At 64.6% G+C, this 15,159-nt stretch carries 12 protein-coding genes; 8 read left to right on the forward strand and 4 right to left on the reverse strand.

Translation table 11 applies throughout. The features are described 5' to 3' along the window. From AWB81_RS26750 to def, 4 genes are all read left to right on the forward strand, one after another. Window positions 1-1,438, forward strand: a 1,438-nt coding sequence (locus AWB81_RS26750) for a coiled-coil domain-containing protein (RefSeq protein WP_159938943.1), incomplete at its 5' end; no start/stop codon positions are given. A 134-nt stretch (window positions 1,439-1,572) separates the two neighbouring features. Further along, entirely contained in the window at window positions 1,573-2,802 is a 1,230-nt protein-coding gene (locus tag AWB81_RS26755; RefSeq protein ID WP_062639547.1) for a cell division protein ZipA C-terminal FtsZ-binding domain-containing protein, read from the forward strand. 191 nt (window positions 2,803-2,993) lie between these two features. Beyond that, window positions 2,994-5,072, forward strand: a complete 2,079-nt coding sequence (ligA, locus tag AWB81_RS26760) for an NAD-dependent DNA ligase LigA (protein ID WP_062639548.1) — start codon at window positions 2,994-2,996, stop codon at window positions 5,070-5,072. Next, the gene (def, locus tag AWB81_RS26765; protein WP_062639549.1) at window positions 5,069-5,602 is read left to right on the forward strand and encodes a peptide deformylase; all 534 of its coding nucleotides are present in this window, start codon (window positions 5,069-5,071) and stop codon (window positions 5,600-5,602) included. Before ligA ends, def begins: the two co-directional genes overlap by 4 nt. Before the next feature lie 73 nt (window positions 5,603-5,675). Here def and AWB81_RS26770 read toward each other — a convergent pair whose 3' ends face one another. From AWB81_RS26770 to map, 4 genes are all read right to left on the reverse strand, one after another. After that, window positions 5,676-5,909: a hypothetical protein gene (locus AWB81_RS26770; RefSeq protein WP_062639550.1), complete on the reverse strand. Its 234-nt coding sequence runs from the start codon at window positions 5,907-5,909 to the stop codon at window positions 5,676-5,678. Window positions 5,910-6,135: 226 nt separating this feature from the next. After that, on the reverse strand, window positions 6,136-7,008 hold the full coding sequence (locus AWB81_RS48525) for a pseudouridine synthase (protein WP_327372519.1): 873 nt from the start codon (window positions 7,006-7,008) through the stop codon (window positions 6,136-6,138). 594 nt (window positions 7,009-7,602) lie between these two features. Next, on the reverse strand, window positions 7,603-10,188 hold the full coding sequence (locus tag AWB81_RS26780; protein WP_062639551.1) for a [protein-PII] uridylyltransferase: 2,586 nt from the start codon (window positions 10,186-10,188) through the stop codon (window positions 7,603-7,605). Window positions 10,189-10,405: 217 nt separating this feature from the next. Next, window positions 10,406-11,215, reverse strand: a complete 810-nt coding sequence (gene map, locus AWB81_RS26785) for a type I methionyl aminopeptidase (protein WP_062639552.1) — start codon at window positions 11,213-11,215, stop codon at window positions 10,406-10,408. 439 nt (window positions 11,216-11,654) lie between these two features. Between map and rpsB the strand changes: the two genes are divergently transcribed. The 4 genes from rpsB (at window position 11,655) to frr (ending at window position 15,104) form a co-directional block, all read left to right on the forward strand. Beyond that, window positions 11,655-12,407, forward strand: a complete 753-nt coding sequence (gene rpsB / locus AWB81_RS26790) for a 30S ribosomal protein S2 (protein ID WP_062639553.1) — start codon at window positions 11,655-11,657, stop codon at window positions 12,405-12,407. 195 nt (window positions 12,408-12,602) lie between these two features. After that, window positions 12,603-13,484, forward strand: coding sequence for a translation elongation factor Ts (gene tsf / locus AWB81_RS26795; protein WP_062639554.1), 882 nt, complete (start codon window positions 12,603-12,605; stop codon window positions 13,482-13,484). 260 nt (window positions 13,485-13,744) lie between these two features. Then, complete coding sequence (gene pyrH, locus AWB81_RS26800) at window positions 13,745-14,458, forward strand: UMP kinase (RefSeq protein WP_062639555.1); 714 nt, start codon at window positions 13,745-13,747, stop codon at window positions 14,456-14,458. An 85-nt stretch (window positions 14,459-14,543) separates the two neighbouring features. After that, on the forward strand, window positions 14,544-15,104 hold the full coding sequence (gene frr / locus AWB81_RS26805) for a ribosome recycling factor (protein WP_062639556.1): 561 nt from the start codon (window positions 14,544-14,546) through the stop codon (window positions 15,102-15,104). Window positions 15,105-15,159 lie beyond the last annotated feature (55 nt).

Genomic DNA, 15,159 nt, shown 5'->3' on the forward strand with positions numbered 1-15,159 from the left:
TACGCAGGCGTCGCAGGCGCTCTCGGATGCGCGCTCGGCCGCGGAGCGCGCGACGCAGCGCGTCCACGCGCTGCAACTCGACGTGCTGAAGCTCACGCAGGCGCACGAGCGCTACACGCAGCGCAGCACGCAGATCCGCGAGGAACTCGAAGAAATCAAGGCGCAGATCGACGAACAGCGTGCATTGCGGGCGGAATCCGAAGCGAACTTCGAGCGTCACGACGCCGAACTCGCCGAACTGCAGGCGCGCTTCGAAGACAACCAGCTCGCGTTCGAAGCGCTCGACGAGACGCTTACAAACGCGCGTCAGGAAGCACGCGATCTGGAACGCGCGGCGAGCGACGCGAGCTTCGCGGTGCGCGGCCTCGCGGCGAAGATCGAGGAATACAAGCGCAATATCGACACCGCGCACGACCAGAGCGAACGCGTCGCGGGCGCGCTCGAAGACGCGCGCGCCGAACTCGAAACGATCAACGAGCAGACCGCGCAAGCCGGCCTGCAGGACGCGCTCGACATTCGGGCGGCGAAGGAAGAGTCGCTCCACGCGGCGCGCATCGAACTAGACGACCTGACCGCGCGCCTGCGTCAGTCCGACGAGGCGCGCCTGAGCGTCGAGCGTTCGCTGCAGCCGCTGCGCGACCGCATCAACGAATTGCAGTTGAAGGAGCAGGCGGCGCGCATCAGCGGCGAGCAGTTCGTCGAACAGTTGCAGGCCGCGGGTGTCGACGAAGCCGACCTGAAGGCGAAGCTCACGCCGGACCTGAAGCCGTCTTATCTGCAGGGCGAAGTCACGCGCCTGAACAACGCGATCGCGGCGCTCGGGCCCGTCAACATGGCCGCGCTCGACGAGCTCGCGGCGGCCACGCAGCGAAAGGACTTCCTCGACGCCCAGTCGGCCGACCTGAACAACGCGATCGGCACGCTGGAAGACGCGATCCACAAGATCGACCAGGAAACGCGCGCGCTGCTGCAAGGCACCTTCGACGAGGTGAACCGCCATTTCGGTGACCTGTTCCCGCGTCTTTTCGGCGGCGGACAGGCGAAGCTCATCATGACCGGCGACGAAATTCTCGACGCCGGCGTGCAGGTGATGGCGCAACCGCCCGGCAAGAAGAATTCGACGATCCACCTGCTTTCGGGCGGCGAGAAGGCGCTGACGGCTACCGCGCTCGTCTTCGCGATGTTCCAGTTGAATCCGGCGCCGTTCTGTCTGCTTGACGAAGTGGACGCGCCGCTCGACGACGCCAATACCGAGCGCTTCACGAATCTCGTGCGCGCGATGGCGGCGAAGACGCAGTTCCTGTTCATCTCGCACAACAAGATCGCGATGGAAATGGCGCAGCAGCTGATCGGCGTGACGATGCAGGAGCAAGGCGTGTCGCGGATCGTTGCCGTGGACATGGAATCCGCGGCCGGATTCGCACAGAATGCTGGCTGAAAGACATTGAACCCAGAGGAGGCCGGAACAGCGTTCCGGCCTTACGCGCGAGGCGCGGAGTCGGCGCACGCTGAAGACAGCGTGCGCGACAGATCGCGCGGCGCATCGCAACCAGAAAGAATGATGGAGCGTGCATGGACGAGTTGACACTCGGTTTGATCGGCGCCGGTGCCGTGGTGGTGGGCGGCGTCGTGGTCTACAACGCGTGGCAGAGCGCGAAGGTGCGTCGCAGGATGCCTCGCCCGATGCCCGACGAAGCAGCGGATTCGCTCGCCCGCCAGGAGGCGGACGAGGAGCATCCGTTCATCGAACCGGTGCGGCCCGCGCGCCGCGAGCCCGCTATGGGCGAGTCCACCGGCCAGGAAAAGAGCGAAGCGCGCGTCGAGCCGAGCTTCGGCGGCGCGCCGATGCCCGGTGTTGCGCCGGCCGATACTGCCGTTGATCTCCAGGCCGAAGCGACGTCGACCAATGGCGAGCCGCCTGTCGAAAGCGAAGAGTCGCAAGAACCGATCGTGCCCGCCGCGACGACGATCTCTTCGGCGCCGCCCGCACTCGTCGACCGGCGTATCGACTGTGTCGTGCCGATCCGGCTGACCGCGCCGATCGCCGGCGACAAGCTCGTGCCGCTCGCGCAGCGCCTGCGTCGCGCGGGGACCAAGCCGGTGAACATCGAGGGCAAGCCCGAAGGCGAGTCCACGTGGGAATTGCTCAAGAACGGCGCGCGTTACGACGAACTGCGCGCGGCGGCGCAACTCGCGAACCGCAGCGGGCCGCTCAACGAACTGGAGTTCTCCGAGTTCGTGACGGGCGTGCAGCGTTTCGCCGACGCCATCGACGGCGCGCCCGAATTTCCCGACATGCTGGAGACGGTCGGCATGGCGCGCGAACTCGATGCGTTCGCCGCTCAGTGCGACGCGCAGTTGTCGATCAACATCCTTTCGGACGGCGCGCCGTGGTCGGCTAACTACGTGCAGGCAGTGGCGTCGCAGGACGGCCTGCTGCTCTCGCGCGACGGCACGCGCTTCGTCAAGCTCGACGCGAAGCAGAACCCGGTCTTCATGCTCCAGTTCGGCGACACCAACTTCCTGCGCGACGACCTTACGTACAAGGGCGGCCAGATGATCACACTGGTGCTCGACGTGCCGGTCGCCGATGAAGACATCCTCCCGTTCCGCCTGATGTGCGATTACGCGAAGTCGCTGTCCGAGCGCATCGGTGCACGCGTCGTTGACGACCAGCGCCGGCCGCTGCCGGAATCGGCGCTGCTCGCCATCGAAAAGCAGTTGATGACGCTCTACGCGAAGCTGGAGCAGGCCGGCATCCCGGCGGGTTCGCCCGCGACGCGGCGGCTCTTCAGTCAGTAGGCGTCCCGGGCGCCGCCTGAACCACGCAATCGCGCTCCCGAGTCGAACTGGATCGGGGCGCGATTTTTTGTGCGTGTCCGCACGGCCCCGCTCGGGTTGGCCATCCGGCCGATGCCACGATTTACCGATCTTCTGAGACAATCGAACGACCGGATTTCTTCTCCCTTGCCACACACCCTGTCTTGCCACGCATGTCCGCCAAAACAAAAGCCGAATCCGCCGTCAAATCGAAATCCGTGGCCCCCGTGCCGGGCGCCGAGCGGCCGGCGGAGCGCGCCGCCTGGCTGCGTTCGGAACTGGAGCGCGCGAACTACGCGTACTACGTGCTCGACCAGCCGGACCTGCCCGACGCCGAATACGACACGATCTTCAAGGAACTGCAGCAGATCGAAGCCGACCAGCCCGATCTGATCACGCCGGATTCGCCCACGCAGCGCGTCGGCGGCCAGGTGGCGGCGGGCTTCGAGCCGGTCGTCCACGACGTGCCGATGCTGTCGCTCAACAACGGCTTTGCCGACGAAGACATCGTCGCGTTCGACAAGCGCGTGTCCGAGGCGCTCGGTTACGCGCCGGTGCAGTACGCGTGCGAGCTGAAGTTCGACGGCCTCGCCATTTCGCTGCGCTATGACGACGGCCATCTCGTGCAGGCCGCCACGCGCGGCGACGGCGCGACCGGCGAAGACGTCACGGCCAACGTGCGCACGATCCGCTCGATCCCGCTGAAGCTGAAGGGGAGGAACGTGCCGAAACGGCTCGACGTGCGCGGCGAGGCGCTGATGTTCAAGCGCGATTTCGACAAGCTCAATGCGCGCCAGCGCGAGGCCGAGCAGCGCGAATTCGCGAATCCGCGCAATGCGGCGGCGGGCAGCCTTCGCCAGCTCGATCCGAAGATGACGGCGCAGCGGCCGCTGTCGTTCTTCGCGTACGGGATCGGAGTGCTGGAAGGCGCCGACATGCCGCCGACGCACTCGGCGCTGCTCGACTGGTACAGCGAGATGGGTTTGCCGGTGAATTCGGAGCGCGGCGTCGTCGAAGGCGCCGAAGGGCTGCTCGATTTCTTCGGCAAGACGGGAGAGAAGCGCGACGGCCTGCCGTACGACATCGACGGCGTCGTCTACAAGGTCAACCGGCGCGAGGAGCAGGACAAGCTCGGTTTCGTCTCGCGCGCGCCGCGCTTCGCGCTCGCGCACAAGTTTCCGGCGCAGGAAGCGCTCACGCAGCTGCTCGCAATCGACGTGCAGGTCGGCCGAACGGGCGCGATCACGCCGGTGGCGCGGCTCGCACCGATCTTCGTCGGCGGCGCGACGGTCACGAACGCGACACTGCACAACGAGGACGAGGTTCGTCGCAAGGACATCCGCATCGGCGATACGGTGATCGTGCGGCGCGCGGGCGACGTGATTCCGGAAGTGGTCGGCGCGATCCTGGACCGCCGTCCCGACGACGCCCGCGAGTTCGTGATGCCGACCGAATGCCCGGTGTGCGGCTCGAAGATCGAGCGCCTGCCGGACGAAGCGATCGCACGCTGCACGGGCGGCCTCTTTTGTCCCGCGCAGAGGAAGCAGGCGCTGTGGCACTTCGCGCAACGCCGTGCGCTCGACATCGACGGTCTCGGCGAAAAGATCATCGACCAACTGGTCGAGCAGAATCTCGTGCGCACGCCCGCCGATCTCTTCCATCTCGGCTTTTCGACGCTCTCCGCGCTCGACCGTTTCGCCGACAAATCTGCGCAAAACCTGCTCGATTCGCTCGAAAAGGCGCAGAAGACGACGCTCGCGCGCTTTATCTACGCGCTCGGCATCCGCCATGTGGGCGAAACGACCGCGAAGGATCTCGCGAAGCACTTCGGCTCGCTCGATCCGATCATCGCGGCTTCGGTCGAGGAATTGCTGGAAGTGAACGACGTCGGGCCGGTCGTCGCGGAATCGATCCACAACTTTTTCGCCGAAGAGCACAACCAGCACGTGATCGAGCAGTTGCGCGCGAAGGTGTCGTGGCCCGAAGGGCCGCCCGCACCGAAGGCGCCGCAGGGCGTGCTGGCGGGCAAGACGGTCGTGCTGACGGGCACGCTGCCGGCGCTCTCGCGCGAGGAGGCGAAGGAAATGCTGGAGGCTGCCGGGGCGAAGGTGGCCGGCTCGGTGTCCAAAAAGACCGATTACGTGGTGGCGGGGGCGGAGGCGGGCAGCAAGCTCGTCAAAGCCGAGGAACTCGGCATCCCCGTGCTCGACGAAGACGGTATGCGCAGGCTTTTGGAAGGAGTGACTCCATGATTCGCGAAATTCTGAAGATGGGTGATCCGCGGCTCTTGCGCATCGCGCAGCCGGTCGAACATTTCGATACGCCGGAACTGCACGCGCTCGTGCAGGACATGTTCGACACGATGCGTGACGCGAACGGCGCGGGGCTCGCCGCGCCGCAGATTGGTGTCGACCTGCAGGTCGTGATCTTCGGTTTCGGCTACAACGAGCGCTACCCGGACGCGCCATCCGTGCCGGAGACGGTGCTGATCAATCCGATCGTGACGCCGAATTCGCACGACATGGAAGAGGGCTGGGAGGGTTGCCTCTCGGTGCCCGGCCTGCGTGGCGCCGTGCAGCGTTACTCGATGATCCGCTACCAGGGCTTCGACCAGTTCGGCGGCGCGATCGAGCGGCTCGCCGAAGGTTTTCACGCGCGCGTCGTCCAGCACGAGTGCGACCACCTGATCGGCAAGCTTTATCCGATGCGCATCACGGACTTCTCGAAGTTCGGCTTCACCGAGGTGCTCTTCCCGGGACTCGACGCGCCGCGGGACGACTGAGCGTCGCCGCGGCCATCGGGCCACCCGCGATTTGCCGATTACGCAGAAGGCCGCTCCGGGGAGCGGCCTTCGTTCATGCAAACGTCTTTTTGCTGCCGATGTCCGGCTGGCGGAATAGCTTGACGTGCTCGGGGTTTGCCGAGGCCTGGAGCCGCCCGTCCGGAAGGCGCGCGATCACGACCTCGCCGATGCCAGGGCTCATCACGACGACTTCGTCGCGAAGGGCGAGCAGCGCGTCGAGCCGTCGTCGGCCGCTGATTATTTCGAGGCCGGATTTCGTTTCGCGAACAATGATCTCAACTGACATGGCGGTTCTCCCCAATGACGTCTGAAGCATGAAAACGCGCCCTCCAGGCGGTAAAAAGGGCGTTACCTGCCTATCGGATGGATGACATATTTTCTTTAAACAAAATTCAAAAAAAAATCGACGCGCACGATTGGGGTGCATGCGCGTCGATTTAAGTATTTGCGTCGTTTTTTCGCGACGCATTTTTGGCGGGCGGCTCGCGATCGTTTAGCGGTTGCTGCGCGAATCAGAACGTCTCATCCGCCCCCAGATAACGCCATTGTCCGGCGGGCAGTTCGCCGAGCGTGACGTGTCCCATGCGGATGCGTTTCAAACCCACGACTTCGAGGCCGACCAATTCGCACATGCGGCGGATCTGGCGCTTCTTGCCTTCGCGCAGCACGAAGCGCAGTTGTTCGCCGTTCTGCCAGCTCACCTGGGCCGTCTTGAGCGGCACGCCGTCCAGTTCCAGTCCATGGCGCAGGAGCGCAAGGCTCTCGTCCGGCAGATGCTTGTCGACATCGATCGTGTGCTCGCCGAATTTCACGCGCACGAGATATTCCTTGTCGACTTCCGAATGGCCGCCGATCAGTTGCTTCGCGACGCGGCCGTCCTGCGTGAGGACGAGAAGCCCCGTGGAATCGATGTCGAGGCGCCCGGCCGGCGCCAGCGTGCGCAGATGGTTCGGCGAAAACCGGATGCCGGAATGATCCTCGGCCCAATGATTCGACGGATTGATCAGCGTGACTGCGGGTTGATAGCCGTCTTCGGCCTGGCCCGAGACATAGCCGACCGGCTTGTGGATCAGGATCGTGACCAGTTGCGATTGGACCGCGTGCGCCGCGGGCAGGATTTCGATGTTCTGATCCGGGCGGATTCGCGTGCCGAGCGTGTCGATCACCACGCCGTCGACGAGCACCCAGCCTTTTTCGATCCACTCGTCGGCTTCGCGACGCGAGCACAGGCCGAGCTCGGACATCACCTTCGACAGGCGCACGAGGCCTTCCTCGCCGGCGCGCGCGACGCGGGCGGGGGAGGGGGGCGTGTCGGCGGGTTTTGCTGCGGGCTTCGGCGTGGGTTTTGCCGACGGGCGGTCGTTGTCACGACGCGGACGGTCCAAGGACGGCCGCGGCGGGCGCGAATCGTCGCCACGCGACTTGAACGGACGACGCTCGTCGGTGCTTCCGGAGCGATCGCCACGCGGCGCGCCACGGTCGCCAAAGGACGGGCGCGGGCCGCGTTCACCGCTAGCGGATCGCGAATCGTCGCCACGCGACTTGAACGGACGACGCTCGTCGGTGCTTCCGGAGCGATCGCCACGCGGCGCGCTGCGATCACCAAACGACGGACGCGGACCGCGCTCACCGCCGGCAGACCGCGAATCGTCGCCGCGCGATTTGAACGGACGACGTTCGTCGCTACTTCCGGAGCGATCGCCACGCGGCGCGCCACGGTCGCCAAACGACGGACGCGGACCTCGTTCACCGCCAGCGGATCGCGAATCGTCGCCACGCGACTTGAACGGGCGGCGCTCGGCGGTGCTTCCGGAGCGATCGCCACGCGCTGCGCCGGCCTTTGGCCCCGCGGGCCGCGGTCCGGCCGGTGCTTCGGCCCTCACGGGCTTGCGCCCGGCAGCGCTGCCGGAACGAACGGGGGAACGCGCCGGCGTCGCCGGGCGCGGATGTTTGGCTGTCAGTTTGACGCGCATAATTTCTCAGGCTGCGATCGCGCGCAGCAGTTCGGTTTCGACCTGAATCTGGGTCCGGTTGCTGGAAAGGCCTTTGCCGTCGAGCAGGAAAACGTCCTCGACGCGTTCGCCGAGCGTGTTGATCCGCGCGGCCTGCACGCCGATCCGGTGTTGCGCCAGAACCCGCGCGATCGAATAAAGGAGGCCCTGACGGTCGTTCGCCGACACGGACAGGATGTAGTACTGGCCGCGCTCGTCGGGACGCAGGTCCACGCGCGGTGTGATCGGAAAGGTGCGTACGAGCCGCGACAGCCGTCCCTTCGACGGCTCCGGCAAGTTGCGTTCGGCCGTGAGCAAGGTGCTCAGTTGCTCCTCGACCAGATTCGCGATGTCGCGATAATGCCCGTCATGGTCCGGATGCGCGACCAGAAAGTTGTCGAGCGCGTAGCCGTGACGCGTCGTCGTCACGCGCGCGTCGAGCACGGACAGGCCGTTCTTGTCGAAATAGCCGCAGATCGCGGCGAAAAGATCCGGACTATCCTTTACGTACACGAGCACCTGCAACCCTGCGCCGATCGGCGACGGCCGCGCGCGCACGATTGGCTTGATGCTTTCGACGTGCTTGTAGAGCACGCGCGTCTGCCACGCGATATCGGCGGCATCGTGGCGCAGGAAATAGCCGACGTCGAGCTGGTCCCACAGCCGGCGCTGCGCGTGTTCGGGCACGGTTTCGAGGCGCAGGAGCGCGAGCGCCTCTTCCTGGCGCGACTTCAGTTCCGAATGCGCGTCGGGTTCGGCGCCGCCGAGCACGGCCCGCGTCGCGCGGTAGAGATCTTCGAGCAGCTTGCCTTTCCACGCGTTCCAGACCTTCGGGCTGGTGCCGCGAATGTCGGCGACGGTCAAAAGATAAAGCGCGGACAGCCGCCGTTCGTTTTTTACCAGCGCGGCAAACTGCTTGATCACTTCGGGATCGCTCGTGTCCTGCTTCTGCGCGACCTGGCTCATCGTCAGATGCTGCTCGACGAGCCAGACGATCAGCGCGCTGTCCTCGGTGCCGATGCCGTGCTCACGGCAGAAACGCCGCGCGTCGACCATGCCGAGCGTCGAGTGATCGCCGCCACGGCCCTTCGCGATGTCGTGAAAGAGCGAGGCCACGTAGAGCACCCACGGACGCTCGAAATTGCCAATTATCTGGCTGCAGAACGGATACTCGTGCGCATGCTCGGCGATCGCGAAGCGCCTGAGATTGCGCAGCACCATCAGGATGTGCTGGTCGACCGTGTAGACGTGATACAGGTCGTGCTGCATCTGCCCGACGATGCGCCGGAAATTCAGCAGATAGCGCCCGAGCACGCTCGTCTGGTTCATGAGCCGAAACGCGTGCGTGATGCCTTCCGGCTGCTTCAGGATCTCCATGAAGAGCCGGCGGTTTTCGGGATCGCGCCGCCAGTCGCGGTCCATCAGGTCGCGCGCGTTGTAGATGGCGCGCAGCGTGCGCGCAGAAAAGCCCTTCACGCCGCGCGTCTGTTCGTAGAGCAGGAATGCTTCGAGAATCGCGTGCGGTTCGCGTTCGAACACGTCGTCGCGGGCGATTTCCAGCATGCCCTGCTTCTCGACGAAGCGCTCCGAGATCACGCGCGTAATGCCGCTCGTCGACGGGAACAGTTGCGCCTCGACGTTCTGGATCAGGATGGTCGCGAGCTGCGTCACCGCTTTCGCCGCCCAGTAGTAACGGCGCATCAACTGCTCGCTCGCGCGCTTGGTCGCGGTCGCCTGGAAGCCGAAGCTCTCGGCGAGCGACGTCTGCAGGTCGAACACGAGAATGTCCTGCCGGCGCTTCGCGATCACGTGCAGGCGCGCACGCAGCGCCTTCAGAAAGCCTTCATTGCGGCGCAGTTCGCGCGCTTCGCGTTCGGTGATGAGGCCGCGCAGATCGAGTTCGCGCCAGCTGCTGCCGAAGCCCGCCGCCCGCGAGATCCACAAAATGAGTTGCAGGTCGCGCAGGCCGCCAGGGCTTTCCTTGACGTTCGGCTCAAGGCTGTATGGCGTGTCCTGGAATTTGGCGTGCCGCTGGCGCATTTCCAGCACTTTCGCCTGGAAGAACGCGCGCGGGTCGAGCGTCTGCTGGTAGCGCTCGCGAAATACCTGGAACAGCGGCGTGTCGCCCCAGACGCGCCGCGCTTCCAGGAGCGACGTGAGCACGGTCACGTCGTTGCTCGCTTCGTCGATGCATTGCGCGACCGAGCGCACGCTGCTGCCGATGTCGAGCCCGATGTCCCACGCCATGCCGATGAAGCGCTCGATGCGCGCGGTGAGTTCGGCATCGCCGGAGTCGGCCGGCTTGTGGTCCGGCAGCAGCACGAGGATGTCGACGTCGGAATACGGCGCGAGTTCGCCGCGTCCGTAGCCGCCGACCGCGACGAGCGCCGCCCACGACGGCATCCCGCAGGCGTCCCAGGCGCCGCGCAGCGCGTCGTCGGTGGCGCGGGCGAGGGCGTGCATCAGCGAATCGACGTTCGAGGCGGTCTGGAAGCGCTCCAGCAGCGCGGCCTTCTCCGACTTGAAAGCGGCTTTCAGCGATTCACAGGGCGGGGCGACGGCTGTAACGCTCATGGGCGGAAATGGGGAGGGAGCGGTTGAATGGAGCGGACGATCGCGTCCGACGTCCGCTTGCCGGCGGGAGTGTGCTTGCGCTCTGCACTAGGCCGCGCGAGCGCCGGGTTGCACCGGATGTGGCGGAAAGCTGGTCTGACTCTTCATGCGTTGCCTCGAAAGGGGCGCGGAATCGGGATTCGGATGAACTTCGCGTGCGGCAGGCCGCGCCGCCGCGTCAAGCCGTCGCGGCGATCAGTTGCGACGGAGCCTGCGTTCCCGCCGAGACCGTCAGCACTTCGTAACCCGTCGGCGTGACGAGCACCGTATGCTCCCACTGCGCCGACAGACTGCGATCGCGTGTCTTCACGGTCCACTGATCGGGCATCGTGCGGATGTCGCGGCGCCCGGCGTTGATCATCGGCTCGACGGTGAAGATCATGCCGGCTTCCAGTTCGATGCCCGTGCCCGGGCGCCCGTAGTGCAGCACCTGCGGCTCCTCGTGGAACACCTGGCCGATGCCGTGGCCGCAATATTCGCGCACGACGCTGTAGCCCTGCGACTCCGCGTGCTTCTGGATCGCGGCCCCGATATCGCCCAGGCGCGCGCCGGGGCGCACCTGATCGATGCCGAGCCACATGCAGTCGAAGGTGGTCTGCACGAGACGCTTCGCTAGAATGGACCCTTCGCCCACGACGAACATGCGGCTCGTATCGCCGAAATAGCCGTTCTTGATGACCGTAACGTCGATATTGAGGGCGTCGCCGTTCTTCAGCGCCTTCTCGCCAGGGATGCCGTGGCAGATCACGTCGTTTACGGAAATGCAGGTCGCCTTCGGATAGGGCGGGTAGCCGGGCGGCTGGTAGTTCAGCGGCGCGGGCACGGTGCCCTGTTCCTTCACCATGTATTCGTGGCATAGGCGGTCGAGTTCGCCGGTGGTCACGCCCGCCACGATGTGCGGCGTGATGAAATCGAGCACCTCGCTGGCGAGCCGGCAGGCGACGCGCATTTCTGCGATGTCGTGGTCGTTTTTCAGCGTAATGGACATGACTTGTCAGGAAAAATCGTGTAGGCGGCGCTTTCGCGCGAAAGCGGCATTATCGCACCTTGCGAGGCGTGCCGCAGAGGGGCGCGAGGCGCGAGGCGGCCTCGTAAAGCGGATTTTTCCTTTTTCGCAGCGATTCGCGCGCAGTCCTGGTTTTCGGGCCCGGCCGCGCCGATGCAAGGTTCGACGTCCGGGCCGCCCGGCGCCGCCCGGTTTTCCCTCATCCGGGCGCCTTGAGCGGTGTAATCATCGCGTGCTATACTCTTTGGCTAAGTCGGTACCAAGCTTGTCTTCGTCTTATCAATCTCGATCAGACGCTTGCGGGCCCAAGGTTTCGACTTGATTCGCAAGCCGGCGCACCCAGGGTGTCCGGCGTCCGGCAAGAAAAAACGGGCGCAGGATGCGGCAGCCGGCTTAAGACCCAACCCTCGCGGAGAATTTCATGGCAGTTACCATGCGTCAAATGCTGGAAGCCGGTGTCCACTTCGGTCACCAAACGCGCTTCTGGAACCCGAAGATGGCCCCCTATATCTTCGGTCATCGCAACAAGATTCACATCATCAACCTCGAAAAGACGCTGCCGCTTTATAACGACGCGCTGAAGTACGTGCGTCAGCTGGCAGCCAATCGCGGCACGATCCTGTTCGTCGGCACGAAGCGCCAGTCGCGCGACACGGTCGCTGAAGAAGCGCAACGCTCCGGCATGCCGTTCGTCAACGCGCGCTGGCTCGGCGGCATGCTGACCAACTTCAAGACGCTGAAGATTTCGATCAAGCGCCTGAAAGACATGGAAGCAGCGCTGGAATCGGGCGAAACCGAGCGCATGAGCAAGAAGGAAGCGCTCCTGTTCGAACGCGAAATGGCCAAGCTGCAGAAGTCGATCGGCGGCGTGAAGGACATGGGCGGCATTCCGGACGCGATCTTCGTGATCGACGTCGGCTATCACAAGATTGCCGTGACCGAAGCGAAGAAGCTGGGCATCCCGGTCATCGCCGTGGTCGACACGAACCACTCGCCGGAAGGCATCGACTACGTGATCCCGGGTAACGACGACGCCAGCAAGGCCGTCGCGCTGTACGCGCAAGGCGTGGCCGACGCGATCCTCGAAGGCCGTGCGAACGCGGTGAACGAAGTGGTCCAGGCCGCTCGCGGCGGCGAAGGCGACGAGTTCGTCGAGGTCAACGCAGAGGCATAACGAGCCCTGTATCCGGCACAAAAGGGGGCTTTCTTGAAGGCCCCTTTTTTTTAAGCCGCTTTTCTTTTAAGCCGTTTTGAGCCGATTTTTCGGCCGGCGAGCGGGCGCCGCGGCTGCTGCAACCTCGCTGTGACCCAATTCCTGTCGCGGGCACCGAGCCGGCGGCACGTATCAAACAGACTCAAGGAGCGAATGATGGCGGCAATTACCGCAAGCATGGTGGCAGAACTGCGCGCGAAGACCGACGCGCCGATGATGGAATGCAAGAAGGCGCTGACGGAAGCCGACGGTGACATGGCGCGCGCCGAAGAGCTCCTGCGCGTGAAGCTCGGCAACAAGGCGAGCAAGGCGGCATCGCGCGTGACGGCAGAAGGCATCGTGACCGCGCACGTCGAAGGCGGCGTGGGCGCGCTCGTCGAACTGAACTGCGAAACCGACTTCGTCGCAAAGAACGACGACTTCCTCGCGTTCGGCAAGACCATCGCCGAGATCGTGGCGAAGAACAACCCGGCCGACGTGGCCGCGCTGTCGGCGCTGCCGCTGGAAAGCTCGACGGTTGACGCCGTGCGCCTCGCGCTCGTCGGCAAGATCGGCGAAAACCTGTCGATCCGCCGTTTCGTGCGCTTCGAAACCAGCAACAAGCTGGCTTCGTACCTGCACGGCACGCGCATCGGCGTGCTGGTCGAGTTCTCGGGCACGGACGAGCAGGTCGGCCGTGACGTCGCGATGCACGTCGCGGCCATGAAGCCGGTCTCGCTGTCGTCGGACGAAGTCCCCGCCGACCTGATCGCGAAGGAGCGCAGCATCGCCGAGCAGAAGGCCGCCGAATCGGGCAAGCCGGCTGAAATCGTCGCGAAGATGGTCGACGGCAGCGTGCAGAAATATCTGAAGGAAGTCTCGCTGCTGAACCAGCCGTTCGTGAAGAACGACAAGCAGACGATCGAACAGATGCTGAAGGCAGCGGGCGCGTCGGTTGAGAAGTTCGCGCTGTTCGTGGTCGGCGAAGGCATCGAGAAGCGTCAGGACGACTTCGCAGCCGAAGTGGCCGCGCAAGTCGCAGCAGCAAAGCAGGTCTAAGCCCCTTCGCGCGACGGGGTCGCCCGCCGCGCGAATGCAGCATGGCAGCACCCGAATCACGCAGGATCGCGGTGGAACATTCGTTCCGCCAGTTCCCAGGCAGTCAGTCAGGCGGCCAGTTCGGCATCGGATCGTTGTATAAGGGTTAACCCTTGTGGTCGGCCGCCCGATGCCCGAATTTGGCGCGCTTGCCGTAAATGTCGTTTCACCCCTACAGTTCTACGTTGTTGCAACCCTCCTCGGCGCGATCGGAACCTCATATGCCCACAGCCTACAAACGCGTACTCCTCAAGCTCTCCGGCGAAGCCCTCATGGGCGACGATGCTTTCGGCATCAATCGCGCAACCATCGAACGGATGGTGGCGGATGTGGCTGAAGTGGTGCGCATGGGCACCCAGCTCGCGGTCGTGATCGGCGGCGGCAACATTTTTCGCGGGGTCGCGGGCGGCGCGGCCGGCATGGACCGTGCAACAGCCGACTACATGGGCATGCTCGCCACGATGATGAACGCGCTCGCGCTGCAGGACGCCATGCGCCACGCCGGCATCGAAGCGCGCGTGCAGTCCGCGCTACGCATGGACCAGGTGGTCGAGCCGTATATCCGTCCGCGCGCCATTCGCCAGCTCGAAGAAGGCAAAGTGGTGATTTTCGCGGCCGGCACGGGCAACCCGTTCTTCACGACCGATACGGCTGCGGCGCTCCGCGGCGCGGAAATCGGCGCGGAAGTCGTGTTGAAAGCGACCAAGGTGGACGGCGTATACTCCGCCGACCCGAAGAAGGATCCGGACGCGACGCGGTACAGCACAATCAGTTTCGACGAGGCGATCGGCCGCAATCTGCAGGTGATGGACGCGACGGCTTTCGCGCTGTGCCGCGACCAGAAGCTGCCGATCCGCGTGTTTTCCATCACCAAGGCGGGCGCGTTGAAGCGCATCGTCCAGGGCGACGACGAAGGCACGCTCGTCCACGTGTAAACTCTTGCGTATCCGGGCGCGGCGCGGCTCGAAGGCTGGCGCCGTTTACGCCTGTATCGCCAGTAACCAAGGTTTGGAGGTTTAAATGAGTGTGGCTGACATTAAAAAGGGCGTCGACCAGAAAATGCAGCGGTCGATCGAGGCGTTCAAGGCCGACCTCGCCAAGATCCGCACGGGTCGCGCCCATACCGGCTTGCTCGACCATATCCAGGTCGATTATTACGGCTCGAACGTGCCCATCTCGCAAGTGGCGAACATGACGCTCGTCGATGCCCGCACGATCGGCGTCCAGCCGTGGGAAAAGAAGATGGTGCCGGTCGTCGAGAAGGCGATCCGCGAATCCGATCTGGGCCTGAACCCGGCCACCCAGGGCGAGCTGATCCGCGTACCGATGCCCGCGCTGACCGAAGAGCGCCGCAAGGAACTCACGAAAGTCGTGAAGAGCGAAGGCGAAACGGCGAAGATCGCAGTGCGCAATCTGCGTCGCGACGCCAACGAGCAACTGAAGAAGCTCGTGAAGGACAAGGAGATTTCGGAAGACGACGACCGCCGCGCAGGCGACGACGTCCAGAAGCTCACCGACAAATTCGTCGCGGAAATCGACAAGCTGGTTCAGTCGAAGGAAGCCGAGATCATGACGGTCTAAAGACCGCTTGCGGTCCTGCCAGTCGTGCTGGCTTCATTCTGTCGATAATAAGATT

The sequence above is a fragment of the Caballeronia arationis genome (genome assembly GCF_001544975.2).
Classification (GTDB): domain Bacteria; phylum Pseudomonadota; class Gammaproteobacteria; order Burkholderiales; family Burkholderiaceae; genus Caballeronia; species Caballeronia arationis.

Excerpts from the sequence above, each read along its gene's own strand:
- AWB81_RS26755 (WP_062639547.1), top strand. The coding sequence starts at position 1,573 with ATGGACGAGTTGACACTCGGTTTGATCGGCGCCGGTGCCGTGGTGGTG.
- ligA (WP_062639548.1), top strand. The coding sequence starts at position 2,994 with ATGTCCGCCAAAACAAAAGCCGAATCCGCCGTCAAATCGAAATCCGTG.
- def (WP_062639549.1), top strand. The coding sequence starts at position 5,069 with ATGATTCGCGAAATTCTGAAGATGGGTGATCCGCGGCTCTTGCGCATC.
- AWB81_RS26770 (WP_062639550.1), bottom strand. The coding sequence starts at position 5,909 with ATGTCAGTTGAGATCATTGTTCGCGAAACGAAATCCGGCCTCGAAATA.
- AWB81_RS26780 (WP_062639551.1), bottom strand. The coding sequence starts at position 10,188 with ATGAGCGTTACAGCCGTCGCCCCGCCCTGTGAATCGCTGAAAGCCGCT.
- map (WP_062639552.1), bottom strand. The coding sequence starts at position 11,215 with ATGTCCATTACGCTGAAAAACGACCACGACATCGCAGAAATGCGCGTC.
- rpsB (WP_062639553.1), top strand. The coding sequence starts at position 11,655 with ATGGCAGTTACCATGCGTCAAATGCTGGAAGCCGGTGTCCACTTCGGT.
- tsf (WP_062639554.1), top strand. The coding sequence starts at position 12,603 with ATGGCGGCAATTACCGCAAGCATGGTGGCAGAACTGCGCGCGAAGACC.
- pyrH (WP_062639555.1), top strand. The coding sequence starts at position 13,745 with ATGCCCACAGCCTACAAACGCGTACTCCTCAAGCTCTCCGGCGAAGCC.
- frr (WP_062639556.1), top strand. The coding sequence starts at position 14,544 with ATGAGTGTGGCTGACATTAAAAAGGGCGTCGACCAGAAAATGCAGCGG.